Origin of the sequence: Gemmatimonas sp., from assembly GCF_021298855.1 — a bacterium.
Taxonomy (GTDB): domain Bacteria; phylum Gemmatimonadota; class Gemmatimonadetes; order Gemmatimonadales; family Gemmatimonadaceae; genus Gemmatimonas.
The window spans coordinates 14,245-34,702 of the sequence record NZ_JAJTHI010000046.1; the positions used below are offsets into that span (position 1 = coordinate 14,245).

Below are 20,458 nucleotides of genomic sequence, written 5' to 3' on the forward strand. Positions count from 1 at the left end.
ACGACGATGAGCCTCCAGCCCCCGAAGAAGCTGCGCAAGCAGTTCACCAACTCCACGCACCCGCTGATCGTCCTCAAGTTCGAGAGCGGTCACCAGATCAAGGTCTACCAGAACGAAGGCAAGGAGTTTGACGCCTGGGCCGGTGAGACGATCAAGCTGCTCGCCGTCACCGACCCGACGTCGAGTGACTGGGAACTGATCGAGAACCGCAAGGCGGACGCCTTCGAGGACGCCACGGCCTGACGGGTTGCGTACGACCACCGTGCGCGCGCCCGCGCGCATGGCCTGACAGACGACGCGGTGCACCGTGTGGCGGCCGTTGCCCCGCGGTGCACCGCGCTGTACTATGGCCAGTGTGAGTCAACGCCCGCTGCGCCCCCGCCGTACCGCCAGCATCACGGCCGCGCTCGAGCGCGGAGGCGCCGTCGTCGCACTCGAGAGTTCCGTGCTGGCGCAGGGGCTGCTGCCCCCCTTCAACCGCGAAGCGGCCGCGCGCATGATGCGCGCCGTGGAGCAGTCGGGAGCCACCCCCGCCATCACCGCCATCGTGCGCGGTGAACCGTCGCTGGGGCTCGAAGCGGCCGACCTCGAACGCTTCCTCGCCCGCGACGGCGTGCGCAAGGTGTCGGCGCGCGACCTCGGTATCGCCATGGCCGACGGTGCCGATGGCGCGACCACCGTGGCGGCCACGCTGGCGCTGTGCCAGCTGTGTGACATCGAGCTCTTCGCCACGGGCGGCATCGGCGGCGTGCATCGTGAGGCCCCGTTCGACGAGTCGGCCGATCTCGTGGAGCTGGCCCGAAGCCCCGTCATCGTGGTGTGCGCCGGCGCCAAGTCCATTCTCGACCTGCCGGCGACGCTCGAGCGACTGGAAACCCTCGGGGTCCCGGTCGTGGGATACGGTACCGACGAGTTGCCGGGCTTCTTCTCGGTCACCACCGGCCTGCGGCTGGCGGCGCGCCTGGATACCCCGGCTGCCATTGCCCGCGCCTGGCGGGCGCACCGTGCGCTGGGGCGCTCGAGCGCCATGCTCGTGGTGCAGCCCCCGCCGGCGGAACACGCCCTCCCCGAGGCGGTGGTGGCCCAGGCCACGGCGCAGGCGCTCGCTGCGGCCCGTGAGGCCGGGGTGCGCGGCGCCGCCGTGACCCCCTTTCTGCTGGCCCGTATCCAGCAGCTCACCAACGGGCGCTCGGTGCACGCCAACCTGGCGCTCCTCGAACACAACGCCCGGCTGGCCGGCCAGATTGCCGTGGCCTTGCTGGCGCTTTCCTCCACCTCCGCCGGTTCACCCCGTGCCGAGCCGTAACCCCCGCTCCATGTCGGTCCAGCGTTGAACGAAAGCCGTCGATCACGGTACTATCCGGTAACCCGCTCGATCCGGAGGCCAGTCTCGCCATGACCAACCCGTTCCTGAGTTCCGAGGAATACGACGAGCGCGCCCATGCCCTCTACAACGAGGGGCGGTACGACGAGGCGCTCGAGTTGCTGCGCGAGGGACTCACGCGGTACCCGCAGGCGGTGGAGTTGCACGTGGGCGCCGGCTACGCGCGCCTGGCGCGGGAAGAGTATGCCTGGGCGCGCCGCAGCTTCGAGGAGGCGCTCACCCACGACCCCGAACACGAGGACGCGCTGGCCGGCCTGGGCGAAGTGCTGCTCAAGTTCGGCCAGGTGGACGCGGGGCTGCGCGCGTACGATCGCACCATCGAACTCGGCTATGAGGACGATGTCGACCTCATGCTGCAGATCGGGCGGGCCCTCTTTCGCGAAGGGTTCGTGGAGCACTCGCTGACGTTCTTCGAGCGCGCCGTGCGCAACGCCGAAGACTCGGCCGAGGCGGTGGCGTGCATCGGGTATGCCCAGCACCGGCTGGGGAACGACGTCGAAGCCATGGTGGCACTGCGGCGTGCGCTCGTGCTCGACCCCCAGTTCGCGGAAGCGCGGGTGTACATCGCCAACCTGCTCTACGACGCCGGCGATCTCGACGCCGCGCTGCTGGAGTTCGAGCAGACGACACCCGAGGATCACTGGGACGAGCTCGGGATCTGGCGGCTCATCGAACTCAAGAAGTCGGTCTACAAGCTCCAGGACTCCGACGGTGAGCTGAAGCCGTGGGAAGCCCGTCTGGTGGAGCTGGCGGGAGAGCCCGACCCCATCGATGAACTGCTCGCCGAGGTGGAGCAGGCGGCCATCGAGTCCGACACCGAAGACGGGTCCCCGTCGCAGGATCAACTGGAAGCGCTCGGCTCGCTGCTGACCGGCCTCGTCGGTCAGCAGCAGGCCGGGGAGTCTCCCGGCGAGCAGGGCAGCGGGCAGGCCAATGAACCGGGCGCGGCCACGACCGATGTGCTCATGGCCGACAATGGCACGCACCGCGTGATCATGCGTGACGGCAGTGCATTCGAGGGCTCGTGGGAGGAGATCGTGCAGGCGCTGCGCGACGCGCGCGATGCCGGCCGCCCACTCGACGAATACATGGCCATGGAGGCACGTCGCTTCTATGGTGCCACCGGCATGCGCGTGGCGTCGCATGCACCCGAAGCGTTCATCCGCGGCAGCGCCGACGCGGGCATGTTGCGCATCGTGCGCTGACCTGCGGAATGCCGCGCGAGGCAGTGACCATCGGTCGCCGCCGTCCGCCCCCCTCATCATGACAGCCGCACCCGACGCAGCCTCTCCCAACCCTCGCGCCGCGCTCGATGCGGCGCGTGTCGTCTTCGGCAATTCCGCGGAGGCGCCAGCGCCGGCGCTGTGGAGCGCGGCGCAGCACGTGCTGCAGCAGGTCATCGCGCGCCCATCGCTTACCGGGCAGGCGCTGGTGGCCGAGGTGCGCCAGCTGGGGGTCATCACTCTCAGCGATGCGCACGCTCTCGTGGCGCTGGCCACGTGGGCCGACCGCTCGGCGGTGGCGGCGACGAACGAGTCGGAGCGACTCATGGCGCGCGAAGCGTGGATGGCGCTCGATCACGCCGTGGCCAACAGCGCGGCGCCCAGAGTGGCCATGCCGGTGTCGCCGTATGCGCCGCCGGTGCCCGGGCCCTCCTCGTCGCCGTTGCCGGGAAGCGCGTCGGCGGCCGCTGGCCGCGCTGCCGCGGCCGCTGGGGCCGCTGGGGCGAAAGCCACCGCAGCCAACGCGCCAGCGCTCGATCCCGCCAACGAGGTGGCGCCCACGGCGCCCCATCGCCAGCGCTTTCTGCTGGCGCTCAGTGCATTGGTGGTGATCGTGGTAGGGGGCGCGGGGTGGGGATGGTGGTACAGCGGGCGTGCCGGGCGTGAGTTCAACGCGGGCGCCGAGGCGTATCGGGCCGGGTCGCGTGAGGCCGCGCGGGTGGCGTTCGCCAGGGCGGCGCAGCTCGACCCCGCTGACGCCCGCCCGCTGATCTACCTGGGGCGTCTCTCGCGTGAAGAGGGCGATCTGGCCCGGGCGCGGCGGCTTCTCACGACCGCCGTGCGCCTGGCGCCTGGCAGCAGTCTCGCCGCCCGCGAGCTGGCGGCGCTCATGCTGGCCGATGGACAACCGGACATCGCGCGCCGCTTCTACGTGCGCGCACTCGAAATCGACCCGGCCGATCGCACGGCACAGGGATTCCTTGGCTGCGCCCTGTACCGGCTGCAGCGTTACGACGAAGCACGGCGATGGGTCGAGCGCGCCGGTCCGGGAGAGTGGCAACAGTGCGCACCGCCGCTGCCACCCCCGGCACCGGTGCCCTACGGCGCGCCCGGCTATCCGTCACCTCCCCCGACATGACCGACACGCTGCGGCGTCCCAGCGACGCCATTGCCCTGCATCACGACACTCATCGGGAAGTGCTCCCCAACGGCCTCACGCTGATCGTTCGGCGTGATGCGTCGGCCCCCGTGGTGGCCATCGTGACGTATGTGAAGGCCGGCTACTTCGACGAAACCGACGACATCGTCGGCATTGCGCATGTGCTGGAGCACATGTTCTTCAAGGGCACACCCACGCGTGGCGTGGGGCAGATCGCGCGCGAGACGAAGGCCAATGGCGGCTATCTCAACGCGCACACGATCTACGATCACACCAGCTACTACACGGTGCTCCCTTCGGCCAGCTTCGTGGCGGGGCTGGAGATCCAGTTCGATGCCTACGCGCGCAGCGTCATCGATGCCGACGAACTGGCGCGGGAGCTCGAGGTCATCATCCAGGAGGCCAAGCGCAAGCGCGACACGCCGCAGGCGGTGGCCATCGAAACGTTGTACGCACTGCTGCACGACCGGCATCGCATCCGTCGCTGGCGCATTGGCGAGGAAGCGCCGCTGCGGGCACTCACCCGCGACCAGCTCATGGGCTTCTACCGCGCCTGGTATCGCCCCGACAACACGGTGCTGTGCGTGGTGGGCGATGTGCACGTCGACGATGTGCGCCGGGAGGTGCTGGCGCGGCACGGCACGCTGGCGCCGGGAGCGCCTGCGCGCGACCGCGGCCCGCGGGAAACGGGGCTGCCGGGGGTGCGAAGGCAGGAGTGGAGCGGTGATGTGGCACAGCAGCAGCTGGTCTTCGGGTGGCGCGCCCCCGCACTCGATCACCCGGACACGCCCGCGCTGGACCTGGCGGGCATTGCCCTGGGCACGGGACGAGCGTCGCGCCTCTACCGGGCCGTGCGTGAGCAGCAGCTCGCGAGCAGCGTGAGCGCCTGGCACTACACGGCGGGCGACGTGGGCGTGTTCGTGGCGCATGGTGAGGGCGCTGCCTCTAGCGCGCGGGACGCGATGCGCGCCATGTGGCGCGAAGTGCAGGCCGCTCGCCACGAGGGGTTCCGGCGCGGCGAGATCCTGCGCGCGCAGCGCATTCTCGAGGCGCGTTGGCTGCGTCGGCTCGAAAGCATGGATGGCCAGGCGCAGTATCTGGCGGGCTGGGAGGCCGATGGCGGTCTCGAGGTGGCGTCGCAGTACTACGACGCGCTGCTCTCCCTCGATGCCGCGGCGGTGCAGGCGGCTGCGCAGCGTCACCTCGACCCGGCGCAGGTGTCACTGGTGTCGTACCGCCCCGACGGCAGCGAGCCGCTCGTGGCCAGCGACGACGCGTTGCGCGAGCTGCTCAACGCCGAGGCCCGGTTGGGGAGCGCCGTGTTGCCGCCCTCCGGGGTGCCCACGCCGAGCGTGCCGCCGCCGGTGGTGGCGGCGCCGGCGGTGCACGTGGCGCTTACCGCCGAGCAACAGGGCGACGTGCATGTGTACCGCACCACGCAGGGCGTTCCCGTGCTGGTGCTGCCGCGCGCAGGCGCGCCGCTGGTGCACGTGGGCGTCTTCCAGCGCGGAGGCGCCACACTCACCGACGAGGCGCACGAGGGGTTGGCGCGTTTGGCGCTGCAGGCCTCGCTCAAGGGCACGCGGGCGCGCTCGGGGGCGCAGCTGGCCGAAGCCGCCGAGGAGCTGGGCAGCAGTATCGGGGTGAGCGCGTCACTCGAGAGTCTGGGGTGGAGCATGTCGGTGCCGGCGCGCCATCTCCCGGCCGCCACCGAACTGCTGGGCGACGTGGTACTGCACCCCACCTTCGGGGCCGAATCCATCGACACGGAGCGCACCTTGGCGCTGGCCGAAGTGGCGCGCCTGCGTGACGACATGCAGCGCTGGCCCATGCGGCTGGCCACGGTAGCGGCGTTCGACGGCCATCCGTACGCCCGCTCGGTGCTGGGGAACGACCGCTCGCTGCCGGCGCTTACCGGCGAGGTGGTGCGTGACTTCCACGCCCAGCATGTGCAGCGTGGGGCTTCGGTGGTGGCGGTGGTGGGCGACGTGCAGCCCGACGACGTGGCGCAGCTGGTGCAGCGGCACCTGCGTTCGCTGCACTTTGCGCCTGTCGCGTCGCTGCCCATGCACGTGTGGCCTGCCGCGCACGTGGTGCGCGCCGACACGCGCGCTCGGCAGCAGACGGCGCTCGCGCTGCTCTTCCCGGGCGCCTCGCGCGGCGACGTCGCGCGCTTTGCCGCGCGCGTGCTGGCGGCCATCGCGAGTGGGCTGGGGGGACGGTTCTTCGAGCAGCTGCGTGACAAGCAGTCGCTGGCGTACACGGTGCAGGCGTTTCCCCTGGAGCGCGTGGCGGGCGGCGCTTTCGGGGCGTACATCGCCACGAGCCCTGCGCGCGAAGAGGAGGCGCGCGCCGGCCTGCTGGCGGAGTTCGCGAAGTTCGTGGAGCAGCCCCCCACGGCCGACGAACTCGCGCGGGCACAGCGCTATCTCATTGGTGCCCACGCCATTGCACAGCAGTCTGGCGGCGCCGTGCTTTCCGAGATGGTGGACGCGTGGATGTTCGGCGAAGGGCTGCACGAACGGCACGAGGTCACGGCACAGTTGGCCGCGGTCACCGCGCACGAGGTGCAGGCGCTGGCGGCGCGGTACTTCGATCCGTCGCGACTGGCCGAGGGCGTGGTGCGCGGGGAGTAAGGTACGGCGCGTCGGGGACGCGCCTGGGTATGACAAGGCAGGGGGCAGGGTGCCGGTGCTCAGGGAGAAGGAAGCAGGACCGTTTCCCCCTCACTCCCTGCCCCCTGCCCCCTGCCCCCTGCTCCCTCCCTTGCGAACCCAACGCGCGCGCCAGCGCGCACTCCACTACGGGGTGGTGCGCACCTCGCGCATGCGGCGGGCCGCCAGACCAATGGCGCTCACCGCGGCGCGCTGGCGGCCGTTGGCGGCGCGCAGGCCAAGCCAGCCGTCGTAGTCGGCGGGTTCGCCGATGATGGCGGCACCGATCCACGGCTGACGGGAGGCCCAGGCCAGTGTGCGGCGGATGGCGGCGGTCTGGGCGGCATCTCCGTGCGCGTGCGGCAGGCCGCCCACGTTCACGAGCCAGTGCGGCTGCGCGCCCCCTCCGCGCTGCACGGCCTGGGCATGCCAGCGCTCCAGCGCACGCAGGCGCCCGTCCACGGCGGGGAGCCCCGAGAAGCTGGGGTAGATGGATGCCCCCACCAGCTCCACCGGCGACTGCGGCTGGGTGGCCCAGCGGTAGACGGCGCTGTCGGTGGCGTCGAGCCGGGCCGCGCTCCACCCCAGCACGGTGCGCGGGCGCACGCGCTCCACCTCGCGCGCGCTTCGCGTGAGGATGTCGCGCCACCACGCGGCGGATGGCGGGGCGGCAAAGAACCAGCGCGGCAGCGGCGGCGCCACGGCGGGGAAGAGCACATCGGGGCGCACGCGCTGCAGGACGCGGGCAATGCTCGCCACCCGCTCGGCGTCATCGGCGGGGCCGGGGCGCCCGTCGACCCGCAGGCCAATGGCAATGCGCACGCTGTCGGCGCGCAACGGTTCCAGCACGCGCGAGAGCGAGTCGAGCGCCGCGGTGCGCGTGCCGTCGTTCTCGAGCAGCAGGAACACCACGTTGGGGGCGAACGCCTCCACCAACGCGCCGTCTGCCCGCACGGCCCGCGCCGGCGGCGCGCCATCGAGAGCGGGGTAGAGGCGCACCCCGAGCACGAAGTCGCCACTGGGGCGCGCCTGCATGGGCTCCGCGTAGGCCACGCGGTAGCTGCGCACGGCGGCCATGCCGCGCGGCCACTCGATGACCAGCAGCGTGGTGAGGGCCGTGGCTGCCAGCACCAGCAGGGCGCGCACCGCCCCCGACAGGCGCCAGCGCGCCGGATAGGCGGGCGCGAGCATGGGCACGAGTGCCGTGAGCGGCGAGACGAGCGCGGCGCGCCCCACCGTCATGCCCACCACCACGTCGCGCGCCGAGAGCACCGCCTGCAGCGCCTCGGGAGCCTGCCCCCGCTGCGCCACGAGATAGTCACCCGCGGCGATGGCCACCAGGAGAAGATCGTAGAGCAGGATGGGGATGCCCACCAGCACTGACACCAGTCGCGCCACCAGCGCGTAGCTCACCTGCAGGGCAAAGGCGACCGCCACGGCCGGAATGATCCACGTGATCCCGGCAATGGTGCGCGAACCGGCTTCGGTAGCCGATGCGATACCCACCACCAGTGCCGGCACGACCAGCAGTCCGCAGAAGGCCGCCAGCTGCGTGAACGCCCGCGGTGCCTCGCGGCGCGCCGACATCCATCCGGCGAGCGCCACGTCCCAGGCGAGCACGGCCGCAGCAATGCCCACCACCACCAGCGGCAGGGGATCACGCAGAGCGTTGCGCAGCAGCAGTTCGAGCATGTCTCGTGACGATAACGGCCACCGGGGATCGCTGGCACCCCGGGGGCGTGCCCGGGTAGCTTTCACCCATGACACGCGCGTCGAATGGTACCGCCCTCGTGACGTTACCCAACCTCGTCTCCACCTCCCGGGTGGTGCTGGGGTTCGGGTTTCTCGTGACGGAGGCGGTGGCGCCGCGGTTGGCGCTCATCGCCATCGCGTCGCTCACCGACTTTCTCGACGGCTGGCTCGCGCGCCGTACACAGGCGTCGTCGCGCCTCGGCGCACTGGTGGACCCGGTGGCCGACCGCTTCTTCGCCCTGTGCGTGGTGATCGGCTTCGTGGCCAGCGCGCAGCTCAGCGTGTGGCAGGCCGTGGCGCTCATGTTTCGCGACCTGATGTCCATCGTGGGCTGGTTCGTGGCCCGCAATGTGAGCTGGCTGCGCCCCATCACCTTCAAGGCGCGACTGCTGGGCAAGGCCGTCACCGGCCTGCAGTTGGCCACCTTTCTGGTGGTGCTGCTCTGGCCCGGCGCCACCGACCGCATGGTGTGGGGTGTCTTCGGCGTGGGGGTGGCCGCCACGATCGACTACACGCTCATGCTCTGGCGGGAGCGGGTGCGGGGGTAGGAGAACGCGGGGCGCGGAGGAGGGGAGGCGCGGGGGCCGCGGAAGTCGGAGAAACAGAACGCCCCCGGGGATCCCCGAGGGCGTTCGCACATCTGCAAGCGTCTATGTCTGCAGCGGTCAGACCGAGGCGGTTTCCTGCTTTTTCGCCGGCTGCGCGAAGCGCTCGCCAAGCGTCCGCAGTTCCGCGAATTCCGTGGGCTTGAGCTCGGAATACCGGTCCTGGAGGTAGACCATCGTGGCGTCAAACCACTCCTTCTGGTCTTCGGGATGACACCCGATCACACCGCACTGCATGATCTGCTGGAAGAGCTCGTCACGGGCCTCCTGATAGGGGGAGGGCACCATGGCGTCACGACGCGGACGAAGCTTGGGCTTGGCCATTTCCTCTGGGTAGTGCGTCGAACAGGCTGCCCGGCGTATCCGGCGCAGCATGGAAAATCTAACCGATGAGAAACCGGGATCCTAGGGGCGGAGGGTGCCGTGGGGACCTCGTCACTCCCCCTCCTTACGCACTCCACGGCAGGAGTGCTGCCACGAGGGCGTCGGGGGTGTCCTCGGCGACCAGCATACCGGGAGGGCGCGACGTGATCAGGGGCGTTACCCGGGCCCGCGGGAGCAGGCGGTGCCATGCCGCCGCCCGTGCCGCGGCATCCTCGCGGCTGCTGGGCGGGGTATCGCCGCCGCACCAGAGCAAGACGTCGCAGTGCACCGCCGCCAGATCGGGCTCCGGCTGTCCCGCGTCGGGGGTCATGGACACGCTGCTGGCCAGCTGCAGCAGCTCCGCCGCTCCGTTGCTCCCGACCCACGGGGCCAGGTAGCGCATCACCAGGCGCTCGGGCATGCGCTCGCGCGCTCCCACCGCGTCGGTGAGCAGCGGTTCGAGCAGGGGGCGGGCCCCGAAGAGGCTGTTGGCACTCAGCGCCGACAAGGCCGAGGTCCGCTGCAACGACCGGATGGCCGCCCCCGGGAGATCGTCGGGGGCCGGCGGTTCGAGCAGCGCCAGCTTTCGCACCCGGTCGGGCTCCTGCGCCGCCAGCAGCAGCGCCACCAGCGCCCCCGTATCCTGTCCGGCCACGCACACCTCGCCCAGGCGGAGGGCCGTGAGGGCCCGGTCCACGTAGTCGGCTTGTGCTGACAGGGAGTAGGACACATCGGCCGGGCGATCGGACTCGCCGAAGCCCAGCAGGTCGATGCTGACCACGGTGCGGCCGGCGCTGGCCAGCTGCGGCGCGACGGCACGCCAGAGGAAGGCACAGGTGCCGAACCCGTGCAGCAGCACCACCGCCCGTCCGGCACGTCCGACGCGCTCGACATGGAGGGCGCCGCTGCCCACGGGAATGCGCAGGTGTTCGGTGTACACGTGGGGAGGATAGCGCACCATGGCGCACCGAACCACCGGGCGCGTAGCTTCCCGCATGCTATTTCGGAGCGATGGTGCCCGGCGCCGCCGCTCTGCAGGTCCTGGACCCCACCGGCCGCGGCCGGATGACGACGAGGAGAGCGAGTGGCCAAGGTGACGCCGAAGAAGAAGTCGAACACCGGATTCCTGGCGGTGATCGGGGTGCTGTTGCTGGTGGGTGGTGGCGTGCTGTGGGGCACGATGCAGAACAAGCCCAAGCCCATTGAGCTGCCCAAGGATGCGCCGGCGATGAAGGCCGAGGGGTACCTGCGCGGCAACCCGAATGCGCCGATCACGATCATCGAGTTCGCCGACTTCGAGTGCCCGGGGTGCGGCCAGTTCGCCACCATTCAGGGTCCCGACATCAAGGCGCGGATCGTGGACGCGGGGCTCGCGAATTTCCGCTTCTACGACTTTCCGCTCACGTCGATTCACCAGAACACGCTCTTTGCGCACCTGGCGGCGGCGTGCGCGAACGATCAGGGGAAGTTCTGGGAGATGCACGACCAGCTCTTCGCCAACCAGCCCGACTGGAGCACGATGGCCACGACCAACCCGCGCAAGGTGATCGAGGCGTACGCCACGGCGGTGGGGCTCGACATGGCCACGTACAACAGCTGCATGGATGAGCAGAAGCACCTGCCGCGCATTCAGGCCAACGCCACCGAAGGGCAGTCGCGCGGCGTGAACAGCACCCCCACCATCATCGTGGGGAACAAGATCTACCCCGGCGGCCTGACTGCGGACGGCATCAAGAAGCTGGTGGATTCGCTGACGGCAGCGGGAGCGGGTGCGGCGCCGGCGGCGGACACGGCGGCGAAGCAGTAACGGCGGAACGGCGTACTGCGGCGTACCTGCAGACGGCAGACGGCAGGAACCACAGCACGCAGTGCGCAGGAATGCGGAAGAACAACACGGCGGCGTGCGCTGCGCGCCGCCGCCGATGTCCCAACCGCAAAGGAAATCGGGCGCCCCGCGAAGCGGTGGCGCCCGTTGTGTTCAACCACATCCCTGCCGTACTGCCCACTGTGGTTTCTGTCGTCTGCCGTCTGCTGGTCAAGCGCAGTTCAGACCGCAGTAACTCCCGCAGTTACTCCCGCAGTACCCCCGCCGTTACGCCCGCCGCCGCCGCGCCGCCGCCTGGTCCAGCCGCAGTTCCGGCATGGGCGCCGCCTGTTCCGCCGTCGCGCCGGGCTCGGGCACCAGCGCCTCGCCCAGCGCCACCAGCGCGCGGGTCACGACCACACTGGCCAGCGGCTCCGGCACGGCAAGCTCCCGCACATAAATGTCGAGTGCCCGCTCGTAGCCCACGTCGGTGGCGAGCGTATCCACGAACAGCAGCGCATTGTCCACGTGCGCCCGAATGAGGGCCTCTTCCGCGCGCGCCTGAGCGAGCCGCAACCGCTGCTCGGCGTCAGCCGACAGCTTGCGGGGGAAGAGGGTTTCCGGGAAGAGCTTGCTGAGAATGGACATATGGGTCCTGACGATTTAACGCCGCTGCGGGTTTCGTTCCGTGATACACCGCACGTATGGCGGAGTTGCCGCGCCTGGCGGCGCGGCTTTTGTGACGAGGAAGGGGGCAGGGGGCAGGGGATCGGGAAGAAGGCGGAAGCATCTGCTCCCTTCTTCCTGATCCCCCGCCCCCTGCCCCCTCCCTTGTCAACCAAAGCGGCGCGCCCACCGGGTGCGCCGCGCACCATCACGATTCCTGCGCTTCGTACTGTTCCTTCAGCCCGGCAACAACCGAAGGATCCGCCAGCGTGGTCGTGTCCCCCAGCGCCCGCCCCTCGGCAATGTCGCGCAGCAGCCGGCGCATGATCTTGCCGCTGCGCGTCTTCGGCAGGTCCGCGCTGAACAGAATGTCATCCGGCCGCGCCAGCGCCCCGATCTTGAGCGCCACGTGCTCCCGGAGCTCATCGCGCAGCGCGCCGCTGTGCGTGAACCCCGCGCGCAGCGTCACGAACGCCGCGATCGCCTGCCCCTTGAGCTCGTGACTCTTGCCCACCACGGCGGCTTCCGCCACGGCAGGGTGATCCACCAGCGCGCTCTCCACTTCCATCGTGCCGATGCGGTGCCCCGCCACGTTGAGCACGTCGTCCACCCGCCCGAGAATCCACAGGTAGCCGTCGTCGTCGCGCTTGGCGCCGTCGCCCGGGAAATAGAGATCGGGGCGTCCGGGCCACTTGCTGAAGTATGTGTCCACGTAGCGCTGGTCGTCGCCCCAAATGGTGCGCAGCATGCTCGGCCACGGATGCGTGATGGCGAGGAGGCCGCCGCCCACCGGCAGGTCGTTCGCCTGGCTGTCGAGCAGCGTGGCGCGAATGCCCGGGAACGGCACGGTCGCACTGCCCGGCTTCGTGTGGGTCAGCCCCGGCAGCGGGGTGATCATGATGCTGCCCGTTTCCGTCTGCCACCACGTATCCACGATGGGGCACCGCTCCTTGCCGATCACGCGGTGGTACCACATCCAGGCTTCGGGGTTGATGGGCTCCCCCACGCTGCCCAGCAGGCGCAGCTGCGACAGGTCGTGCTTCTCCACGTAGGGCGTGCCCCACTTCATGAAGGCGCGAATGGCCGTGGGCGCCGTGTAGAAGATCGTCACGCCGTAGCGCTCGCAGATCTGCCAGAAGCGATCCTTGTCCGGCCAGTCGGGCGCACCCTCGTACATCACGCACGTGGCGCCGTTGGCGAGCGGGCCGTACGTGAGATACGTGTGACCGGTGATCCAGCCGATGTCGGCGGTGCACCAGTACACGTCCTCGTCCTTGAGATCGAACACGTACTTGGTCGTGGCCATCGCGCCGGTGAGGTAGCCGCCCGTGGTGTGCACGATGCCCTTCGGCTTGCCGGTGGTGCCGCTCGTGTAGAGGATGAACAGCACGTCCTCGGCGTCCATCGCCTCGGGCTCGCAGTACTTGGGCACCTCCCGCTTGAGCCGGTGCCACCAGTGGTCGCGTCCCTCCTGCATCTCGGCGAACGTCTCGTCGCCCACGCCACTCCGCCGACGCATGACCACCAGCACGCGCTCGATGGTGGGGCACTCCTTCAGCGCTTCATCCGCGTTGCGCTTGAGCGGCACCGTCTGCCCGCGGCGATACCCGCCGTCGGCGGTGATGAGCACCTTGCAGCCGCAGTCGTTGATGCGGTCGCGCAGCGAGTCGGGAGAGAACCCGCCGAACACCACCGTGTGAATGGCGCCGATGCGCGCGCAGGCGAGCATGGCCACGACGGCCTCGGCGATCATGGGCAGGTAGATTGCCACGCGATCGCCCTTGGTCACGCCGAGCTTCTTGAGCATGTTGGCCGCGAGATTCACTTCGCGGTACAGGTCCCAGTAGGTCCAGGTGCGGCGGTCGCCCGGCTCGCCTTCCCAGATGAGCGCGGCCTTGTTGCGGCGGGGGCCGTGAATGTGCCGGTCCACGCAGTTCACCGACACGTTGAGCTTCCCGCCCTGGAACCACTTGGCGTAGGGGGGCGTCCACTCGAGCACCGTGTGCCACGGCTGCATCCAGTCGAGGGATTCGGCTTCCTTCGCCCAGAAGAACTCGGGGTCGAGGGCGGCATCGTCATGCACCCGCGCGTCGGTCACGTGCGCACCGGCACTGAAGGCCGGCGGGGGCGGGAACGAACGGGTTTCCTGCAGCAGGACGTCGATATCGCTCATGAGCCTGTGACCGGCGCGGCCGGTGGTGGGGAATGCGGCGTTCGTGCGGGGCGTGGCCGTGCCCCCCCGAGACCCTGGCGAACGTCGCGGGGCACCGCCTGATCCGCTAATGTAGAGCGATGCCGAGTCCCTACGAAACCGGTGCGAGCGCGGTCGCGCGTTCTGCCACCGGTTCCGCCCTGCAGCACCTGCCGCCGGCCGTCGAGGCCGAGGGGCTGGTACGGGCGTTCGGGGGACGAAAGGCGGTCAACGGCGTGTCGCTGACCCTGGCCGACGGTGACTGCCTGGCGCTCTTCGGTCCCAATGGCGCCGGGAAGACCACCCTGCTGCGGCTCCTGGGCGGGTTGCTCAAGCCCACCACGGGGACGACGAAGTTGCACGGGGTGCCCCTGCCGGGGCCGGCCGAAACGCGCCGGCTGGTGGGGCTCATCAGCCACCACTCCATGCTCTACCCGGCACTCACCGTGCGCGAGAACGTGCGTTTTGCCGCCGAGTGCCAGGGTGTGGTGGACGCCGAGATGGCCACGACCGCGGTGCTGGACCGGCTGCGGGTGCTCGACCGTGAACACCAGCCGGTCCGCTTTCTGAGCCGCGGGCTGCAGCAGCGTGTGAGCATCGCGCGGGCGCTGGTGCACGGCCCGCGGCTGGTGCTGCTCGACGAGCCTTATACGGGGCTCGACGAGGTGGGCGCGCTCGCGTTTACGGACGCCCTTCGCGCGCTGAAGGCCGGCGGGGCCACCCTGGTCCTGGTCACGCACAACCTGGTGGAGGGGATCGCCCTCGCCACACGCGCCGTGATCATGCGCCAGGGCGCGTTCGTGTACGACGAACCCACGCCGGCCGGCGGTTTCGATCTGGCCGAGTTTCAGGGGCGGTATCGGGCACTGGTGCACGAGGGGTTGGCGTGAGCGACGGGACGCATGAACCGATGCCGGGCGTGACGAAGCGTCGCGCCGCGCCCGCGTCTCTCGCGCCCGCGTCTCTCGCGCCCGCGTTTCTCGCGCCCGCGTTTCTCGCCGATGCGCTGCGCATTGCGCGCAAGGATCTGCGCATCGAGTTCCGCACCCGCAGCGCCTTCCTCGCGGCCACCGTGTTTGCGGTGCTGGCCGTGGTGATCTTCCGCTTCACCTGGGATCCCACCGCCATTCCGGCCTTCGACCTCGCGCCGGGGGTCCTGTGGGTGATTTTCACCTTTTCCGGGCTGCTGGGGCTCAACCGGTCGTTCGGGCTGGAGCTTTCCGAACGCGCCTACGACGGGCTGTTGGCCAGCCAGGTAAGCCGCGAAAGCATTTTCGTGGGAAAGGTTCTGGCCAACCTGGCGTTCGTGTCGGGGGTACAGGCGCTGGCGCTTCCGGCGGTGGCGCTGTTCTTCGATCTTCAGGTGGGGAGCGCATGGAGTGTGCTCATTGGCATCGTGCTCTGCGCGTCACTGGGGCTCGCCGCCGTCGGCACGCTGTTCGCCGCCATCGCCAGCAACACGCGCCTGGCCGAGCTGTTGCTCCCCATGATGACGTTGCCGTTCTTCGTGCCGCTGGTTATTCCGGCGGCGCAAACCTCGGCGTACATCCTCCGCGGGCAACCGCTGGAAGACGCCATGCCGTGGTTCAAGCTGTTGCTCGCGTTCGACCTGGTCTTCGTGACGGCGTGTATCGTCGTCTTTCCGTACACGATCGAGGAGTAGTGCACATGGCGACTGCGGCCGCCACCATCAGCGCCCCGGGCAAGCTGCCGGAGGCCAAGGCTGTCGACGGGTTTCTTGCCGTGGCGCTCGTAGCGGTGCTCGCGGTCTGCGTACGCGCGATCTGGTTCACGCCGGTCGACGCCATGCTGGGCGCGGCGCAGAAGATCTTTTACGTGCATGTGCCGGCCGCGATCCTGGGGCTGTATGTGGCATGCAGTCTGCTCGCCATCAGCAGCATCCTCTATCTGTGGCTCAAGGACGAGCGGCTCGATCGGCTGGCGGAGGCCAGCGCCGAGATCGGGCTGCTGTTCATGGGCATCGTGCTGGCCACGGGGCCGGTGTGGGCGCGCACCAGCTGGGGCACCTGGTGGGTGTGGGAAGCCCGCATCACCAGCACCCTCTTCCTGTGGCTCCTTGTCCTTGGCTACCTCGTGCTGCGCGGCGCGGTGGAGAGCCCGGAGAATCGCGCGCGCCTTTCGGCGGTCATGGGGTCGCTGGCCGCGCTGCTGGTGCCGTTCATCCATCTCACGGTGAAGCTGTTCCGCGGCATGCACCCCGGGCCGGTCGTACTCAAGCCGGAGAGGCCGTCGCTGCCCCCCGAAATGCTGGCCACGTTCCTCATGGCCCTCGCCGCGTTCGTGCTGCTCTTCTTTGCGCTGCTGCGCGTGCGCTTCCGCTGGGCCACGCTGCGTGACGCGCGCGCGGCGCTGGAGGCCGCGTGAGTGCGGAGCCGTTCCCGCGGACCGTGACGGTGCAGGACACGGTGGCCTATGTGGCCAAGCGTGAGGGGCCGCCAGCAACCGAGGCCTACATGTGGGCCGGGTATGCGATCACGGTGGGGACGTTGCTCGCGTATGTCGTACTGATGGCGCGCCGCATCGCCAAGTCGAAGCACGGCTGAGGAAGGGGGTAGGGTGCAGGGAGCAGGTGGCAGGGGGCAGGTACCGCTCGCCGAGTTGTTGCGTAGCGTGCGCATCGCGGTCACACGCGCGGGGGAACGCGGCGGGCCGCTGGCCGAAGCGCTGCGACGCGTGGGCGCCACGGTGCACGAGATTCCGCTCACGCGCATCGAAACGCTTGACCTCGCGCCACTGCACGCGGCGGTGGCGCGACTTGCCGAGTACGACTGGGTGCTGCTCACCAGCGTGAACGCGGTGAAGCATCTCGCGCGGGTGGTGAAGGAGCGCGGCGCCGAAGCGGCCATGGCCACGCGTCGCTTGGCCGTCGTGGGCACCGCCACCGCGCAGGCGTGCGAGGCGCACGAGTGGCGCGCGCCCACCGTGCAGCCCGAAAAGATGCAGGCCGAGGGGATGCTCGATCTCATGGCCGAACGCTCGGACATCGACGGCTCGCGCATGCTGTATCCGGCCGCCGCCGGCGCCCGTGACGTGCTCCCCGAGGGGCTGCGCGCGCTCGGGGCCACGGTGCACGTGATTCCGTGCTACCAGAGCGCCGCCGATCCCGACGGGCAGGCGCGCATCCGCGCGCTGGCTGCCGCCGGCGAGATCGACCTCGTGACCGTGGCCGCGCCGAGCGCCGTGGACTCGCTGCTCGACGCCCTGCCGCCGGAGTTCGCGAGCCGGTTGCCCGTGGCGGCGATCGGGCCGGTCACCGCGCGGGCGGCGCGGGTGGCGGGCTTTCCGGTGAAGGTGGAGAGCACGGCGGCCACGATGGAGGGGTGGGTGAAGGCGATCGTGGGGGCGTACCGGGGCGGGTGAACGGATTGGCCGCGCGGAGCGCGGCCTTTTGTTGACAAGGCAGGGAGCAGGAAGAAGGGCTTCAGGGGGGCAGGAAGCAGGGGGCAACCACGCGTTGGCGCCCTCTTCACTCTGCACCCTGACGGCCTTCCCCCTGCTTCCTGCCTTGTCAAAAGAGCGCGCCACAGGCGCGCCATCCTCACAAAACCCATCCGCCCCCGCCCCCGATCGCTTAGCTTGTAGAGATGACCGGTCCACTCCGCATAGGAACCCGCAGCTCCGAGCTCGCCCTCTTTCAGGCCCGCCAGGTGGCATCAATGCTGGCCGCCATCGGCGTCGAGTCGGAGCTCGTGACGTACACCACCATCGGTGACCGCATTCTCGACAAGCCGCTGTCGGCGATTGGCGAGAAGGGGCTCTTCACCGCCGAGCTTGAAGCAGACCTGCTGGCCGGTCGTACCGACTGTGCGGTGCATTCGCTCAAGGACCTGCCCACGGCCGATCCCGAGGGATTGACGGTGGTGGCGCTGCTCGAGCGCGAAGATCCGCGCGATGCGTTCGTAACGCGCCCCGGCATCACGGCCACCAGGTTGGAAGAGCTGCCGGAAGGCGCGAAGGTGGGCACGAGTTCCTTGCGGCGCCGCGCACAGTTGCGCGCCCTGCGCCCCGATCTCGAGGTGTGCGAACTGCGCGGCAACGTGGGCACGCGCCTCCGCAAGATCGACGAAGGGCAGGTGGATGCGGCGCTGCTGGCGGCGGCGGGACTGCGCCGCCTCGGCCTCGGACACCGCATCGTGTCGCTGCTCAATGCGCCCGACTGGCTCGGCGCACCGGGGCAGGGGGCCATTGCGGTGCAGGCGCGCGCAAATGACGAGAAGATGCTCGGCATCCTGCGCCAGCTCGATCACGCCCCCACGCGTCTCGCGGTGAGCGCCGAGCGCGCGCTGCTGGCGAGCCTCGAGGGCGGGTGCCAGGTGCCGATCGGTGCGGCCACGCTCGACGAGCCCGAGTACGGCCTCATGCTGCATGGCATCGTGGCCAGCATCGATGGCTCCACGGTGGTGCGCGGTGGCTTGCCCATCGATCGGCAGGATCCCGCCGCGAGTGGCCGCGAGCTCGCGCGCCAGCTGCACGCTGCGGGCGGCGCCGGCATCCTGGCGGAGCTGCGCGAGGCGCAGGCACCGAAGCACTCCTGAAGCCCTTCCGAAGAACTCCTGAACGAGAGCCGGTCGTGACCGAAGGCACTTTCAGCACCGAAGCGTTCGACCCGAGCGAGTTCGGCATGGCGCGACCCCACCCGGTGCGTCTGCGCCGGCTGCGTCGCACCGAGGCCATTCGCCGCGCGGTGCGCGAGACGCGCCTCGACCCCGCGCAGTTCATCTGGCCGCTGTTCGTGCGGTCGGGTGAAGGGTTCCGTCAGCCCATCGGCAGCATGCCCGGGGTGTACCAGACGAGCGTGGACGAACTGCTCAAGGATGCGCAGCGGGCGGTGGACGCGAAGATCGGCGGCATCCTGCTCTTCGGCATTCCCGACACGAAGGACGATATCGGCTCGTCCGCGTGGGATCCGCACGGTCCGGTCGTGGAGGCGGTGCGCGCGGTGAAGCGGGCGTTCCCGCAGCTGCTCGTCATCACCGACGTGTGCATGTGCGAGTACACGAGCCACGGCCACTGCGGCGTGCTCACCGCCGACGGTGACGTGGACAACGATGCCACGCTGCTGCTGCTGGCCAAGGAAGCCATCGCGCACGCCGAGGCGGGCGCCGACATGGTGGCGCCCAGCGACATGATGGACCATCGCATTGGGCACCTGCGGGAGGCGCTCGACGACGAGGGGTACGCGCATGTGCCCATCATGAGCTATGCGGCCAAGTACGCCTCGGCGTTCTACGGCCCGTTCCGCGAGGCCGCGGAGAGTACGCCCACCTTCGGCGACCGCCGCAGCTACCAGATGGATCCGGCCAACGCCCGCGAGGCGCTGCGCGAAGTGCGTCTGGATGTGGAGGAAGGCGCGGACATCCTCATGGTGAAGCCCGCCGGCGCCTACCTCGACATCATCGCGGCCGTGAAGCGCGAGACCGGGTTGCCACTCTGCGCGTATCAGGTGAGTGGCGAGTACTCCATGATCAAGGCCGCCGCCGAGCGCGGCTGGATTGACGGAGAGCGGGCGATGATGGAATCGCTCGTGGCCATCGCACGCGCCGGCGCCGATCTCATCATCACCTACTTCGCCATCGACGCGGCCGCCGTGCTGGCGCGCCGTTGAACCATCCCGGAGTCCGCCACATGCTGCACAATCCCTGGCACGACATTGCCCCGGGCTACGCGCCGCCGGAGCAGGTCACGGCCATCATCGAGATCCCGTCGGGTTCGCGCAACAAGTACGAACTGGACAAGGAAACCGGGCACTTCAAGCTCGATCGCGTGCTGTATTCCGCCGTGCACTATCCGGGCGACTACGGGTTCATCCCGCGCACGTTGCACGAAGACGGCGACCCGCTCGATGTGCTGGTGAAGATCAACGAGCCCACCTTTCCCGGCTGCCAGATCAATGCGCGTCCCATCGGGGTGCTCATGATGCTCGACAAGGGGGAGCCCGACGACAAGATCCTGGCGGTCCCGGCGGACGATCCGTACTACTCGGATGTGTTCGACATTGCCGATCTGTCGCCGCACTACCTCAAGGAGGTCGAGCACTTCTTCCAGATCTACAAGGATCTCGAGGGGAAGCGCATGGAGATCATGGGGTGGCGCAAGAGCGAGGCGGCCATGGAGATCGTGAAGGAGTCGATCGCGCGCTACGCGCGCCAGTACGCGGCGGAGTAGGGGCGGAGTCGCGTTTGGGTCGTGGCGGGATTGTGGCTTGGTCATGGCTTTGCCATGGCTGGGTCGTGGTTTGGTCGTGGTTTGGTCGTGGCTTGGTCGTGGCAGGCGGTGGTAGCCCGCCCCCGTCACGCCATGCACCCCCTGCGCGCGTTGCTTCGGGGGTGGCCGAGGCGCTGACGCGCCCGGCGTCACCCCCTCAGAGACGCGCTACGGGCGGCATGGCGCGCCGGGGGCTGACACTCGTGTGCCGCGCGGGGGCCTGCACGCAATGCCAGCCCGCAGCGGGCCGCGCCCCCCGCCGGGCGGCTCTGGGGGGGTGCCGGCGGCGCGCCGCGCAACAGCGCGGCGACGCCCGGCCATCCCCGAAGCCACGCGCGAAGGGGTGGTGCGGAACCGCGGCGGGCGGTCGATCGCGCCCGGCGACCGCGCCATCGTTCGGGCGCATGGCGTACAGGTGACCCGCCCCCGTCA

At 69.9% G+C, this 20,458-nt stretch carries 20 protein-coding genes; 15 read left to right on the top strand and 5 right to left on the bottom strand.

Annotation, left to right across the window (positions count from 1 at the left end; all coding sequences use genetic code 11):
* Positions 1–6 precede the first annotated feature (6 nt).
* The 5 genes from LW840_RS13835 to LW840_RS13855 all read left to right on the top strand — a co-directional run bounded on the left by LW840_RS13835 (position 7) and on the right by LW840_RS13855 (position 6,402).
* Complete coding sequence (locus tag LW840_RS13835) at positions 7–243, top strand: hypothetical protein (RefSeq protein ID WP_291262727.1); 237 nt, start codon at positions 7–9, stop codon at positions 241–243.
* 112 nt (positions 244–355) lie between these two features.
* Positions 356–1,306, top strand: coding sequence for a pseudouridine-5'-phosphate glycosidase (locus LW840_RS13840; protein ID WP_291267841.1), 951 nt, complete (start codon positions 356–358; stop codon positions 1,304–1,306).
* Between the two features lie 89 nt (positions 1,307–1,395).
* Positions 1,396–2,589, top strand: coding sequence for a tetratricopeptide repeat protein (locus tag LW840_RS13845; protein ID WP_291267840.1), 1,194 nt, complete (start codon positions 1,396–1,398; stop codon positions 2,587–2,589).
* A gap of 58 nt (positions 2,590–2,647) precedes the next feature.
* Positions 2,648–3,745 (top strand): tetratricopeptide repeat protein, encoded by a 1,098-nt coding sequence (locus tag LW840_RS13850; RefSeq protein ID WP_291262730.1) that lies wholly within the window; start codon positions 2,648–2,650, stop codon positions 3,743–3,745.
* Positions 3,742–6,402 (top strand): pitrilysin family protein, encoded by a 2,661-nt coding sequence (locus LW840_RS13855; RefSeq protein WP_291277187.1) that lies wholly within the window; start codon positions 3,742–3,744, stop codon positions 6,400–6,402. Before LW840_RS13850 ends, LW840_RS13855 begins: the two co-directional genes overlap by 4 nt.
* A gap of 165 nt (positions 6,403–6,567) precedes the next feature.
* Here the strand turns inward: LW840_RS13855 and LW840_RS13860 are convergent, their stop codons facing one another.
* Entirely contained in the window at positions 6,568–8,112 is a 1,545-nt protein-coding gene (locus tag LW840_RS13860) for a hypothetical protein (RefSeq protein WP_291268072.1), read from the bottom strand.
* A gap of 68 nt (positions 8,113–8,180) precedes the next feature.
* Between LW840_RS13860 and LW840_RS13865 the strand changes: the two genes are divergently transcribed.
* Entirely contained in the window at positions 8,181–8,720 is a 540-nt protein-coding gene (locus LW840_RS13865; protein WP_291262733.1) for a CDP-alcohol phosphatidyltransferase family protein, read from the top strand.
* 117 nt (positions 8,721–8,837) lie between these two features.
* On the opposite strand, the gene LW840_RS13870 is transcribed toward LW840_RS13865, so the two are convergent.
* The gene (locus LW840_RS13870; protein ID WP_291262734.1) at positions 8,838–9,101 is read right to left on the bottom strand and encodes a hypothetical protein; all 264 of its coding nucleotides are present in this window, start codon (positions 9,099–9,101) and stop codon (positions 8,838–8,840) included.
* A gap of 124 nt (positions 9,102–9,225) precedes the next feature.
* A complete protein-coding gene (locus LW840_RS13875) occupies positions 9,226–10,080 on the bottom strand; it encodes an alpha/beta fold hydrolase (protein ID WP_291277188.1) in 855 nt (284 codons plus the stop codon).
* Positions 10,081–10,224: 144 nt separating this feature from the next.
* Between LW840_RS13875 and LW840_RS13880 the strand changes: the two genes are divergently transcribed.
* Entirely contained in the window at positions 10,225–10,947 is a 723-nt protein-coding gene (locus LW840_RS13880; RefSeq protein ID WP_291262736.1) for a thioredoxin domain-containing protein, read from the top strand.
* Positions 10,948–11,232: 285 nt separating this feature from the next.
* On the opposite strand, the gene LW840_RS13885 is transcribed toward LW840_RS13880, so the two are convergent.
* Both LW840_RS13885 and acs read right to left on the bottom strand, forming a co-directional pair.
* Positions 11,233–11,592, bottom strand: a complete 360-nt coding sequence (locus LW840_RS13885) for a hypothetical protein (RefSeq protein ID WP_291262737.1) — start codon at positions 11,590–11,592, stop codon at positions 11,233–11,235.
* A gap of 226 nt (positions 11,593–11,818) precedes the next feature.
* Complete coding sequence (gene acs, locus LW840_RS13890; protein ID WP_291277189.1) at positions 11,819–13,783, bottom strand: acetate--CoA ligase; 1,965 nt, start codon at positions 13,781–13,783, stop codon at positions 11,819–11,821.
* A gap of 119 nt (positions 13,784–13,902) precedes the next feature.
* On the opposite strand from acs, the gene LW840_RS13895 reads away from it, so the two are divergent.
* The 8 genes from LW840_RS13895 (at position 13,903) to LW840_RS13930 (ending at position 19,987) form a co-directional block, all read left to right on the top strand.
* Positions 13,903–14,691, top strand: coding sequence for an ABC transporter ATP-binding protein (locus LW840_RS13895; protein ID WP_291277190.1), 789 nt, complete (start codon positions 13,903–13,905; stop codon positions 14,689–14,691).
* Positions 14,692–14,720: 29 nt separating this feature from the next.
* Positions 14,721–15,464, top strand: a complete 744-nt coding sequence (locus tag LW840_RS13900) for a heme exporter protein CcmB (RefSeq protein ID WP_291277191.1) — start codon at positions 14,721–14,723, stop codon at positions 15,462–15,464.
* A gap of 5 nt (positions 15,465–15,469) precedes the next feature.
* The gene (gene ccsA / locus LW840_RS13905; RefSeq protein ID WP_291268426.1) at positions 15,470–16,186 is read left to right on the top strand and encodes a cytochrome c biogenesis protein CcsA; all 717 of its coding nucleotides are present in this window, start codon (positions 15,470–15,472) and stop codon (positions 16,184–16,186) included.
* Positions 16,183–16,365, top strand: coding sequence for a hypothetical protein (locus tag LW840_RS13910; RefSeq protein WP_291268425.1), 183 nt, complete (start codon positions 16,183–16,185; stop codon positions 16,363–16,365). Before ccsA ends, LW840_RS13910 begins: the two co-directional genes overlap by 4 nt.
* Before the next feature lie 67 nt (positions 16,366–16,432).
* Positions 16,433–17,182: a uroporphyrinogen-III synthase gene (locus tag LW840_RS13915; RefSeq protein WP_291277192.1), complete on the top strand. Its 750-nt coding sequence runs from the start codon at positions 16,433–16,435 to the stop codon at positions 17,180–17,182.
* A 224-nt stretch (positions 17,183–17,406) separates the two neighbouring features.
* Entirely contained in the window at positions 17,407–18,357 is a 951-nt protein-coding gene (gene hemC, locus LW840_RS13920) for a hydroxymethylbilane synthase (RefSeq protein ID WP_291277193.1), read from the top strand.
* An 86-nt stretch (positions 18,358–18,443) separates the two neighbouring features.
* Positions 18,444–19,427 carry a porphobilinogen synthase gene (hemB, locus tag LW840_RS13925; protein ID WP_343213681.1) on the top strand — a complete coding sequence of 328 codons (984 nt, stop codon included), beginning with the start codon at positions 18,444–18,446 and terminating at the stop codon, positions 19,425–19,427.
* 20 nt (positions 19,428–19,447) lie between these two features.
* A complete protein-coding gene (locus tag LW840_RS13930; RefSeq protein ID WP_291262745.1) occupies positions 19,448–19,987 on the top strand; it encodes an inorganic diphosphatase in 540 nt (179 codons plus the stop codon).
* The last annotated feature ends 471 nt before the right edge of the window (positions 19,988–20,458 follow it).